At 39.3% G+C, this 10,266-nt stretch carries 12 protein-coding genes and 1 pseudogene; 7 read left to right on the forward strand and 6 right to left on the reverse strand.

Annotation, left to right across the window (positions count from 1 at the left end; all coding sequences use genetic code 11):
- Positions 1 to 109 precede the first annotated feature (109 nt).
- Genes FGQ53_RS04075 through FGQ53_RS12130 form a run of 3 tightly spaced genes read right to left on the reverse strand, consistent with a single transcriptional unit; the run spans position 110 to position 1,959 of the window.
- Positions 110 to 925 carry a TIGR03943 family putative permease subunit gene (locus FGQ53_RS04075; RefSeq protein WP_138335981.1) on the reverse strand — a complete coding sequence of 272 codons (816 nt, stop codon included), beginning with the start codon at positions 923 to 925 and terminating at the stop codon, positions 110 to 112.
- Entirely contained in the window at positions 922 to 1,827 is a 906-nt protein-coding gene (locus FGQ53_RS04080; RefSeq protein ID WP_138335983.1) for a permease, read from the reverse strand. The genes FGQ53_RS04075 and FGQ53_RS04080 overlap by 4 nt, the downstream gene beginning before the upstream one ends.
- Positions 1,828 to 1,959, reverse strand: coding sequence for an SPJ_0845 family protein (locus FGQ53_RS12130; protein ID WP_138335985.1), 132 nt, complete (start codon positions 1,957 to 1,959; stop codon positions 1,828 to 1,830). It abuts the gene before it with no gap.
- Positions 1,960 to 2,114: 155 nt separating this feature from the next.
- Here FGQ53_RS12130 and FGQ53_RS04090 point away from each other — a divergent pair, with 155 nt between their 5' ends.
- The 5 genes and pseudogenes from FGQ53_RS04090 to FGQ53_RS04105 all read left to right on the forward strand — a co-directional run bounded on the left by FGQ53_RS04090 (position 2,115) and on the right by FGQ53_RS04105 (position 5,837).
- Positions 2,115 to 2,495 (forward strand): hypothetical protein, encoded by a 381-nt coding sequence (locus FGQ53_RS04090; RefSeq protein WP_138335987.1) that lies wholly within the window; start codon positions 2,115 to 2,117, stop codon positions 2,493 to 2,495.
- A 217-nt stretch (positions 2,496 to 2,712) separates the two neighbouring features.
- Positions 2,713 to 2,865: pseudogene (locus FGQ53_RS11955) on the forward strand (acetyl transferase); the annotation flags it as partial.
- Between the two features lie 75 nt (positions 2,866 to 2,940).
- Positions 2,941 to 5,070 (forward strand): Tex family protein, encoded by a 2,130-nt coding sequence (locus FGQ53_RS04095; RefSeq protein WP_138335989.1) that lies wholly within the window; start codon positions 2,941 to 2,943, stop codon positions 5,068 to 5,070.
- Positions 5,057 to 5,506 (forward strand): SprT family protein, encoded by a 450-nt coding sequence (locus FGQ53_RS04100; RefSeq protein WP_138335991.1) that lies wholly within the window; start codon positions 5,057 to 5,059, stop codon positions 5,504 to 5,506. Before FGQ53_RS04095 ends, FGQ53_RS04100 begins: the two co-directional genes overlap by 14 nt.
- Positions 5,507 to 5,564: 58 nt before the next feature.
- Positions 5,565 to 5,837, forward strand: a complete 273-nt coding sequence (locus tag FGQ53_RS04105; RefSeq protein ID WP_001085048.1) for a PspC domain-containing protein — start codon at positions 5,565 to 5,567, stop codon at positions 5,835 to 5,837.
- A gap of 137 nt (positions 5,838 to 5,974) precedes the next feature.
- Here FGQ53_RS04105 and FGQ53_RS04110 read toward each other — a convergent pair whose 3' ends face one another.
- Together FGQ53_RS04110 and FGQ53_RS04115 are read right to left on the reverse strand one after the other, a co-directional pair.
- Positions 5,975 to 6,172 (reverse strand): hypothetical protein, encoded by a 198-nt coding sequence (locus tag FGQ53_RS04110; protein ID WP_138335993.1) that lies wholly within the window; start codon positions 6,170 to 6,172, stop codon positions 5,975 to 5,977.
- A complete protein-coding gene (locus FGQ53_RS04115) occupies positions 6,172 to 6,732 on the reverse strand; it encodes a hypothetical protein (protein ID WP_138335995.1) in 561 nt (186 codons plus the stop codon). The genes FGQ53_RS04110 and FGQ53_RS04115 overlap by 1 nt, the downstream gene beginning before the upstream one ends.
- A 527-nt stretch (positions 6,733 to 7,259) precedes the next feature.
- Between FGQ53_RS04115 and FGQ53_RS04120 the strand changes: the two genes are divergently transcribed.
- Together FGQ53_RS04120 and FGQ53_RS04125 are read left to right on the forward strand one after the other, a co-directional pair.
- Positions 7,260 to 8,018 carry an ABC transporter ATP-binding protein gene (locus tag FGQ53_RS04120; RefSeq protein ID WP_138335997.1) on the forward strand — a complete coding sequence of 253 codons (759 nt, stop codon included), beginning with the start codon at positions 7,260 to 7,262 and terminating at the stop codon, positions 8,016 to 8,018.
- A gap of 1 nt (position 8,019) precedes the next feature.
- The gene (locus FGQ53_RS04125) at positions 8,020 to 10,008 is read left to right on the forward strand and encodes an ABC transporter permease (protein ID WP_138335999.1); all 1,989 of its coding nucleotides are present in this window, start codon (positions 8,020 to 8,022) and stop codon (positions 10,006 to 10,008) included.
- On the opposite strand, the gene FGQ53_RS04130 is transcribed toward FGQ53_RS04125, so the two are convergent.
- On the reverse strand, positions 9,971 to 10,266 hold a 296-nt coding region (locus FGQ53_RS04130), incomplete at its 5' end, for a transposase (protein ID WP_138336001.1). The genes FGQ53_RS04125 and FGQ53_RS04130 overlap by 38 nt on opposite strands.

Consider the following 10,266-nt stretch of genomic DNA (forward strand, 5'->3'; position numbering starts at 1 on the left):
AACACCACGGATTGGTATTGTTCATCTTCATTATAAGCTAAACTTCTTTTTCTGTCATGAGTTAGCAGGCTCTGCCTGCTTAGAGTTTTTTATGAACTTGGTTTGCTTTTTAAAACACTCGATACACATAGGGATTTTCTGGTTTATCAACCTTGGTAAAGCTGTCGATTTCTAAGGTTGGGAGATTTTGTTTGAGTTCTTTATGGTAGTGATTGACCAGTTTTCCTTTGGCTGTAATCCAGGTGTTATTTTCATACTGTCGGGTATTTCCCTTGGTCAGCAATCCATACACACCCGAATCTGCGATACAGTGAATAATACCAAAGCGGAATAGAAATTGACTATTGGCATGACTGGGGTCGTTATAGACAAAGCCTGTGAACTGGACTGTCTTACCCTCAAACTCATCTGGATAGTCGTAGATAGCCTCCATGACTTCCATATAGTTTTCATTAGTGATCTGAATACTATCTTGGGACAAGTATTTATCCGCCGCAGTTCGCATTTCCTTTTCATAAGCTGATTTTGAAAAATAAGAACTGGTATCTGGTTTCAAATATTGGCTTGTCGTCCCTTCACTTGTCTGAATGGCTTGATCCGTGCCTTCTGATAGGGGGAAATGATAGCCTTTGGCAGAAACGGTCTGAGAATCCAAGCTAACAGTTGGAAAAGTTAAACCGACGACAAGTGGAATGGTCAGAAGAGCAAGACTCGTCACCTTGGCCAATCGACTGTTCAGATGACTGTGGGTTTTGACTTGCTTCATCCAGATATACAATTGAACGACTGCCAATATAAAGGAAAGCACCATGGAAATATAGGCCAGATAGGAATAGTGCATGTTGATGTACTGGTTTAATTTGCCCGACAGATGGAGATAAATGGTCAGTTCAAAATAGCCAGCTAAAACTAAAAATCGAATCATAGTATGACTCCAATCAAGAGAGAATAGACTAAAACGACCAGAGTTACAATCGTAATGAAGTGACTGATGAATCGTGCTTTCAAGTAATTTTTCATCATGAGAATATTTTTAATATCCAGCATTGGGCCAATAATAAGAAAGGCCAGAACTGGTGCCAAACCGAAACTCGAGAGAAGAGAAGCGCCGATAAAGGCATCCGCCTCACTACAAAGTGAAAGAAGAAAGGCCAAAAGCATCAAGAGCAGGATGGCAAAAAGAGGGGTCGCACTGATAGAAGTCAAAATACGTGTCGGAACGTAGACCTGTATTATAGAGGCAAAGAGACAGCCAAATACCAAGTAACGTCCCGTATCAAAAAATTCATCAATTGCTTGCACAAAGACCTGAAAAACCTTTTTTGCTGGGCTTAAGTGCGAAAAATCGTGCTCATGACAGGCAAAACGATTTTCTTTTTGAATCGGTTCTTGCCAGAAAAATCCTAAAAAAATCCCTAGAATTACAGCCACAACGATGGACCCCAGAGCTCGTAACAGGGCGATGTGAAAGGAATTGCCAAAGGCAGAATAGGTTGCAAAAAGAACAATGGGATTGATAACAGGTGCTGTCACAAGAAAGGGAACAGCCGTGTAACTGGGAACCTTCTTTTCCAGAAAACGATTAATAATGGGGACGATTCCACATTCACAAGAGGGAAAAAGTATCCCAACGAAGGTGCCAAAAAAGATTCTCCCCCATCGATTTCGAGGGAGAAAATGATAAACTTTGTCAGGTGTGATATAAACCTCAATCAGCCCTGATACAATGCTTCCTATCAGCACGAAGGGGAGAGCTTCAATGATAATGGAGAGAAAAATGGCTCCAGTCTGAAGCACACTAGATGGGAGTTGTTGGAAAGCAGTCATCTAGTTTTTCTTTTCTGCTTTGGCTTTTTTCTCTTTGTCATCAGGGAAAGTGACTTGCTTCAAATCAGGGAGTTTAGCAAACTCTTCAAACATCTTGTCCAAGTCGTCTCGTTTTGTAAATTTTATAGCCATAGGGATACCTCGATTCTAAATTCTACCTCTATTATACTATTATTTTGAGGAAAAGGGAAAAGTTAAAATTGAGTATCTAACGAATAATAGAGCTTGATATATCCTAATATACACTATGATTGTGATATAATAGTTGTGGAATAACGGAGGAAATGATGGAACATGAAAAGATCAGTCAGGTGACCGACGAAGTAAAAGAAATTTTTAATATTGTTCTTGAAGCTAGTGATATCAAGGTTAACAAAGAAGGTTTAAGAAGCCATATGTTGAAACGGCATCATAATGATGTGATTCATCATATCGAAGATCTGGAACTTATACTAAGTAATCCAGATTTCGTTGGGGTCAATCCACGAGAGAAAGATGCTAGTTTTGAATATGTTAAAAGATTTGATGATAATGTTCTTGTTGCCATCAAGTTACATAAGAGTGGCGATTTCTTTTATGTTCCGACCATGTATCGCTTGCAAGATTTCAAGTTACAAAGTCGTATTAAGTCTGGTAGATTGAGAAAGCTTGACAAAAAAAGTAGATAGTGTTAGAATAACATTAACGAAAGGCATTTGAGGGCAGAAAGGTTCCTGCCGCACCTGGAAAAAGGTATCTGAGATGCTGGGTACACCGACCAGCCAAGTGTCCGTTATTTCAAAGGAGGGGCTTAAATGCTCCTTTTTTATTTAAAATTTCAAAATAGATTACACCCACCGCAGGCTCAGACTTGCGGTTTTTTTATTTCGCCTTTTTTATTTCGATAAAAATTTAAAAAGTCAATGTGTTATTCCAGGTCAGGAACATCTCCCAGAACTGGCTATTATGCCAGATCCATTAAATACTTTTGATGTCATGGGGTGGTTAAAAAAGGAAGCAATGCTCTCTAAGTACAAGTTATTGCACTATAGAATATAAAACTATTCCCCACATATTGTTTTTAAATACTGTAAGAGCTAATTTGAAACGTTTAGCTTGTGGTATAATAGATTTATGGATAAAAAATATGAAAAAATCTCCCAGGATTTGGGAGTGACGTTAAAGCAAATTGATACCGTTCTAAGTTTGACAGCTGAAGGGGCGACAATCCCCTTTATCGCGCGTTATCGCAAGGACATGACTGGTAGTTTGGACGAGGTTGCAATTAAGGCCATTATCGACTTGGATAAAAGTCTGACAAATCTCAACGACCGTAAGGAAGCTGTCTTGGCTAAGATTCAAGAACAAGGCAAGTTGACCAAGGAGTTGGAAGAAGCTATCTTAGCTGCCGAAAAATTAGCAGACGTTGAAGAACTCTATCTTCCTTACAAGGAAAAGCGTCGGACCAAGGCAACCATTGCCCGTGAAGCCGGACTCTTCCCACTTGCTCGCTTGATTTTGCAGAATGTAACTGACTTAGAGAAAGAAGCTGAAAAGTTCATCTGTGAAGGATTTGCGACTGGGAAGGAAGCTTTGGCTGGCGCGGTTGATATCTTGGTCGAAGCCTTATCGGAAGATGTCAATTTGCGTGCTATGACTTATCAGGAGGTGCTGAGACACTCTAAACTCACTTCCCAAGTTAAAGATGAAAATCTGGATGAAAAGCAGGTTTTTCAGATTTACTATGATTTTTCTGAAACAGTTGGAAATATGCAAGGCTATCGTACCTTGGCGCTCAATCGTGGGGAGAAACTTGGTATCTTGAAGGTCGGTTTTGAACATGCGACGGACCGTATTCTAGCTTTCTTTGCTGCCCGTTTCAAGGTAAAAAATGCCTATATTGATGAAGTTGTTCAGCAATCTGTTAAGAAAAAAGTCTTGCCAGCTATTGAGCGTCGCATTCGGACAGAATTAACTGAGAAAGCGGAAGAAGGAGCTATTCAACTCTTTTCTTACAATTTGCGCAATCTCCTCTTGGTTGCTCCGCTGAAAGGGCGCGTGGTTCTTGGATTTGACCCCGCCTTTCGTACAGGTGCCAAGCTGGCTGTCGTTGATGCGACAGGGAAAATGTTGACAACCCAAGTCATCTATCCTGTCAAACCAGCATCTGCTCGTCAAATCGAAGAAGCCAAGAAAGATTTGTCAGACTTGATTGGACAATACGGCGTGGAAATCATTGCCATCGGGAATGGAACGGCCAGTCGTGAAAGTGAAGCCTTCGTGGCAGAAGTTCTGAAGGATTTTCCAGAAGTCAGCTATGTTATCGTCAATGAAAGTGGTGCTTCGGTCTATTCTGCTAGTGAACTTGCTCGTCAGGAGTTTCCAGAATTAACCGTTGAAAAACGCTCTGCTATCTCTATCGCCCGTCGTTTGCAAGATCCTCTTGCCGAATTGGTCAAAATTGATCCTAAGTCAATTGGTGTCGGTCAATACCAGCACGATGTCAGTCAGAAGAAACTGTCTGAAAGTCTGGACTTTGTCGTGGATACCGTGGTCAACCAAGTCGGTGTCAATATCAATACAGCCAGCCCAGCCCTCCTTTCCCATGTTGCTGGACTTAATAAAACCATTTCTGAAAATATTGTCAAATACCGTGAGGAAGAAGGAAAAATCACTTCACGCGCTCAAATCAAGAAGGTTCCTCGTCTGGGAGCCAAGGCTTTTGAACAGGCCGCTGGTTTCCTCCGTATCCCAGAAAGTAGCAATATCCTTGATAATACAGGGGTTCACCCAGAAAATTACGCTGCTGTCAAGAAACTTTTCAAACGCTTGGATATCAAAGACTTGAATGAAGAGGCCCAAAGCAAACTCAAGTCGCTTTCAGTTAAGGAAATGGCGCAAGAGCTAGACCTTGGTCCCGAAACTCTTAAAGATATCATTTCAGACCTTCTCAAACCAGGTCGAGATTTCCGTGATTCCTTTGATGCACCTGTGCTTCGCCAAGATGTACTAGATATTAAAGACTTAGTGGTTGGGCAGAAGTTAGAAGGAGTAGTGCGTAATGTCGTTGACTTCGGTGCTTTTGTTGATATCGGAATTCATGAGGACGGTTTGATTCACATTTCCCATATGAGTCGCAAATTTATCAAACATCCTAGCCAAGTGGTGTCCGTCGGAGATTTGGTAACGGTTTGGGTTAAGAAAATTGATACTGAACGGGAAAAAGTCAATCTGTCGCTCCTTGCTCCAAATGAAACTGACTGATTACGTCAATCAGGTTTCACTAGAAGACTTCGGAAGACCTTTTATCCATCAAGCCCAGTGGAATTCTCGTCTACGTTCGACAGGTGGGCGATTTTTCCCTAAGGATGGGCATTTGGATTTCAACCCCAAGGTGTATCAGGAACTGGGTTTGGATGTTTTTAGGAAAATTGTCCGCCATGAACTCTGTCATTATCACCTCTATTTTCAAGGGAAGGGCTATCAACACAAGGATCGGGATTTTAAGGAACTTTTGAAAGCAGTGGATGGATTACGCTTTGTGCCGACCTTGCCCAATAGCAACTCCAAGCCAATCAAGCTCTATCGTTGCCAATCCTGCCAACAAACTTATCAGCGCAAGCGTAGGATTGATACCAAACGCTATCGCTGTGGAGTTTGTCGAGGTAAATTGCTACTGATAAATCAGCCTGAGGACTGATGAAAGTCGAGCCTACCCGTGATATACTATGTCTAACCTAGTAGAAAGAGGAAATATCATGAATAGTAAATTTTATAAAATGAGACGAAATCGCATGATTTCAGGAGTTCTGGCAGGTTTGTCAGACAAGTGGAACTTTGATGTTACCCTTGTTCGTTTCTTGTTTGCCATTTTTACAGTCGCAAACTTTGGTCTTGGCGTGATTATCTATATCATCCTAGCTTCTGTCATGCCGACTAAGGAAGAAATCGAAGCAGAAATGTACGGAACAGGACCACGCAAACGCAAAGAAGCCCAAGCAATTGACGATAATGAAGGTTGGTTTTGGTGAGGTTCTACAGAAGATTTGGAATAAGCAAAAAGCTTTAAATCAATAGTCTAAACTGCTTGATTTAAAGCTTTTTTACTTTTAATAAGATTTTTCCAGCTTTATATACAAATTAAAAATAATATTTTGAACTTAGATTTCTAATCTGATTTTTCTTGCTGAGACAATACGTTTTTTGAAAAATGATGGATGCTGATAACAACTGATAGCCAGCAAATAGCATAAGCAGTAGCTGTAATTCTTGTACCGATAAAGTATGTTTTTTCAACTAAGAGCTGACCGATGAATGGAGAGAGGAGATAGAGAAGTCCGATGAGTATATGTTCTTTGTGTTTCATTAAAAATGAACTCTCCCTTCATGATATACATATTTATAGTGATTATCAACGTAGGAACCTCCCAAATTTACGCTAGCGCTTTCTCCTATTCCAATATTCAGTCCTCCGCTTAAAGTTGTAGTACCGTTATCAAAGAAATCTCCATTAATTATATAGAATATTCTATCAGCCTGTTCTAAATTGACATACAATGAACCAGAAAACTGTTTTGACATTCCATTATAATTTCTATTTATTTCTGTTCTTAATATTCTTATAATACCATGATAAGTTCCATATTCGCTTGTTTCGCAGTAGAAAGAAATAGATGGTTTATAGGAGTTTGTAACAGTTATTTGAGTAGAAATTGTTCTATATGTCTGTGAAGAGCGTTCGTATAAATTTATACCAAGTAAATCTGATGCTTGTTCCAATGTGATATCATAATCAGTCGCGTATTGATTCACAAGTTGTTGAGCTGTCATAGTTTCGCTCACTATTGTATTAGTATCATCTGCAAAAACAGATGAATAGAAAAATAGTGAAAGGATAGCAAAAAAAGTAATCAAGATTTTTTTCATAATATCCACACTTTCTGGAAAAGAGCTAAAATAAATTTTTAGTCGAAATATTTTGGTAATAAAGTGATAGTTAAAATAAGCTTACTCAAATTATAGTTTCCGATTTTTTCCCCTTTCTAAAGTAAGCCCTTTCATAATTACATTATATAATTTTTATAGTAAAAAGTCAAGTGATTTATTGCATAGTGAAATGAAATAAAAACTCAATAATTGATTGGGAAATTCAAACCAATTTCTAACAATATTTTAGAAGCTACAGTGTACTTCTCTAGATTAAATCTGCTTACATTTCCCCCAATCTTACAAAAATGTAAGATTAAAGTCTCTTTTGTAAGGTTAGGTTATGGCAAGCGGTCTTTTTTTGATGTAAACTAGACTCATAAAGAACAAAGGAGTAACATCATGAAACAAATCTTACATAAGAAAACAAGAAAACCAAGCCACAAAGAAATCGAGCGCGTTCAGCTGGGATGCGCTATGATGCAAGCAACATTTCATTTGATGGGATATTAAGAAAGGAGATTCTCATGACACTTTTAGATGTAAAACACGTTCAAAAAATTTATAAAACTCGTTTTCAGGGCAACCAAGTAGAAGCCCTCAAGGACATTCACTTTACCGTAGAAAAGGGTGACTATGTTGCCATCATGGGTGAGTCTGGTTCTGGTAAATCCACTCTTCTCAATATCCTAGCTATGCTGGATAAACCAACACGTGGTCAGGTTTACCTGAATGGAACTGACACAGCAACCATTAAAAATTCACAAGCTTCTAGCTTCCGTCGTGAAAAGTTGGGCTTCGTATTCCAAGACTTTAACTTGCTAGATACCTTGTCTGTTAAGGACAATATCTTGCTTCCGCTTGTCTTGTCAAGAAGACCCATTACGGAGATGATGAATAAATTGGTGGTGACTGCTGAGAATCTAGGCATCAACCAATTGCAAGAGAAGTACCCATATGAAATTTCAGGTGGGCAAAAACAGCGTGTAGCAGTAGCACGCGCTATCATTACAGAACCTGAAATTCTTCTTGCAGACGAACCGACAGGAGCTCTTGATTCCAAATCATCTGCAGCCTTACTTGATGTATTTGATGAAATCAATGAGCGTGGCCAAACCATTCTCATGGTAACTCACTCAACTGCTGCAGCCAGCAGGGCCAAGCGTGTGCTCTTTATCAAGGACGGCATTCTTTACAATCAAATCTACCGTGGAGAGAAGACAGAGCGTCAGATGTTCCAAGAAATCTCTGATACCTTGACTGTCATGGCAAGCGAGGTGAATTAGTATGTTTCGATTAACCAATAAGTTAGCGGTATCGAACTTGATTAAAAACTGCAAACTCTACTATCCTTTTGCGCTGGCTGTTCTCTTGGCAGTCACCGTCACCTATCTCTTTTACTCTCTAACCTTCAATCCCAAAATTTCTGAAATACGTGGAGGGACAACCATTCAAGCTACTCTTGGATTTGGTATGTTTGTCGTCACCCTTGCGTCAGCCATTATCGTCCTCTATGCCAATAGTTTTGTCATGAAAAACCGTTCCAAGGAACTGGGGATTTATGGCATGTTGGGCTTGGAGAAGCGCCATCTGATTAGTATGACCTTTAAGGAGTTGGTGCTATTTGGAATTCTAACTGTTGGAGCAGGTATCGGTATTGGAGCCTTGTTTGACAAGTTGATTTTCGCTTTCTTACTCAAACTGATGAAATTGAAGGTTGAGCTGGTCGCTACCTTTCAGATGAATGTTGTCATAGCAGTACTTGTTGTCTTCGGTTTGATTTTCCTAGGCCTCATGTTCCTGAATGCCCTTCGAATCGCCCGTATGAATGCCCTCCAGCTCTCACGTGAGAAAGCTAGCGGTGAGAAAAAAGGTCGCTTCTTACCTCTCCAAACTATTCTTGGTTCGATTAGTTTAGGGATTGGCTATTATCTTGCCCTTACGGTAAAAGATCCTCTTACAGCCTTAACAACCTTCTTCCTAGCTGTTTTGTTGGTTATCTTTGGTACTTATCTTTTGTTCAATGCAGGGATTACCGTTTTCCTACAAATCTTAAAGAAAAACAAGAAATACTATTACCAACCTAATAACCTCATCTCTGTTTCCAACTTGATTTTCCGTATGAAGAAAAATGCGGTTGGACTAGCCACCATCGCTATCTTGTCAACAATGGTTTTAGTAACCATGTCAGCAGCGACAAGCATTTTCAATTCCTCAGAATCCTTTAAAAAAGTTCTAAATCCTCATGATTTTGGGGTTTCAGGGCAAAATGTTGAAAAAGATGACTTGGACAAACTCTTGAGCCAGTTTGCAAGTGACAAAGGTTATAAGATTAAAGAGAAAGAAGTGCTTCGTTACACTTACTTTGCTGTTGCGAATCAAGAAGGAACCAAGTTAACTATTTTTGAAAAAGGACAAAACCGTGTCCAACCAAAAACAGTTTTCATGGTATTTGACCAAAAAGATTATGAAAATATGACTGGTCAAAAACTGTCTCTATCAGGAAATGAGGTCGGACTCTTTGCAAAGAATGAGGGAGTTAAAGGACAGAAAGCTCTAACTCTAAATGATCATCAATTTTCTGTCAAAGAAGAATTTAATAATGATTTCATTGTAAACCATGTTCCAAATCAGTTTAATATTTTGACTGCTGATTACAATTACCTTGTTGTACCTAATTTACAAGCCTTTTTGGATCAATTCCCAGATTCGGCTATCTATAATCAGTTTTACGGTGGTATAAATGTAAATGCCAGCGAAGAAGAACAACTCAAGGTCGCTGACGAGTATGATAAATACCTCGATCAATTTAATGCTCAATTAAACACGGAAGGTAGCTATGTTTATGGTAGCACTCTAGCAGACGCTAGTTCTCAGATGAGTGCCCTCTTTGGTGGTGTCTTCTTTATCGGTATTTTCCTATCCATTATCTTTATGGTAGGAACTGTTCTGGTCATCTACTACAAACAAATTTCTGAAGGCTATGAAGACCGTGAACGCTTTATTATCTTGCAGAAAGTCGGTTTAGATCAAAAGCAAATCAAGCAAACCATCAACAAACAGGTTTTAACTGTTTTCTTCCTTCCTTTGCTCTTTGCCTTCATACATCTCGCCTTTGCCTACCATATGCTTAGCCTGATTCTAAAAGTGATTGGTGTAATAGATACGACTATGATGTTAATCGTGACCTTGTCTATCTGCGCTATCTTCCTCATCGCCTATGTGCTGATTTTCATGGTTACTTCAAGAAGTTATCGCAAGATTGTACAAATGTAAAAAAAGATGAGGTTGGGCAAAAACTAGCTTCTAAATAAAACCACACAGTGATTCCAGTCTTGAATATAATCAAGCTGAAAGAAACACTGTGTGGTTTTTGAATAGTTGATGTTTTAGAGGCTAGATTCTTGGCCAACTTGGTGAGATTCATGCTCATAAAGATGAATCCTATTTCTGTTGAGACAGCTTGTTTACCTCTGACATGCACTCTTCGCACGCCAAAAACACTCTTCAATCTACCAAAAACGGGTTCAACAT

This window comes from Streptococcus mitis, assembly GCF_005844455.1.
GTDB classification, from domain to species: Bacteria; Bacillota; Bacilli; order Lactobacillales; family Streptococcaceae; genus Streptococcus; species Streptococcus mitis_BF.

What these genes read in the sequence shown, in the direction of transcription:
- FGQ53_RS04090 (WP_138335987.1), top strand. Translation starts at nt 2,115, where the DNA reads ATGGAACATGAAAAGATCAGTCAGGTGACCGACGAAGTAAAAGAAATT.
- FGQ53_RS04100 (WP_138335991.1), top strand. Translation starts at nt 5,057, where the DNA reads ATGAAACTGACTGATTACGTCAATCAGGTTTCACTAGAAGACTTCGGA.
- FGQ53_RS04120 (WP_138335997.1), top strand. Translation starts at nt 7,260, where the DNA reads ATGACACTTTTAGATGTAAAACACGTTCAAAAAATTTATAAAACTCGT.
- FGQ53_RS04105 (WP_001085048.1), top strand. Translation starts at nt 5,565, where the DNA reads ATGAATAGTAAATTTTATAAAATGAGACGAAATCGCATGATTTCAGGA.
- FGQ53_RS04075 (WP_138335981.1), bottom strand. Translation starts at nt 925, where the DNA reads ATGATTCGATTTTTAGTTTTAGCTGGCTATTTTGAACTGACCATTTAT.
- FGQ53_RS04115 (WP_138335995.1), bottom strand. Translation starts at nt 6,732, where the DNA reads ATGAAAAAAATCTTGATTACTTTTTTTGCTATCCTTTCACTATTTTTC.
- FGQ53_RS04110 (WP_138335993.1), bottom strand. Translation starts at nt 6,172, where the DNA reads ATGAAACACAAAGAACATATACTCATCGGACTTCTCTATCTCCTCTCT.
- FGQ53_RS12130 (WP_138335985.1), bottom strand. Translation starts at nt 1,959, where the DNA reads ATGGCTATAAAATTTACAAAACGAGACGACTTGGACAAGATGTTTGAA.
- FGQ53_RS04125 (WP_138335999.1), top strand. Translation starts at nt 8,020, where the DNA reads ATGTTTCGATTAACCAATAAGTTAGCGGTATCGAACTTGATTAAAAAC.
- FGQ53_RS04095 (WP_138335989.1), top strand. Translation starts at nt 2,941, where the DNA reads ATGGATAAAAAATATGAAAAAATCTCCCAGGATTTGGGAGTGACGTTA.
- FGQ53_RS04080 (WP_138335983.1), bottom strand. Translation starts at nt 1,827, where the DNA reads ATGACTGCTTTCCAACAACTCCCATCTAGTGTGCTTCAGACTGGAGCC.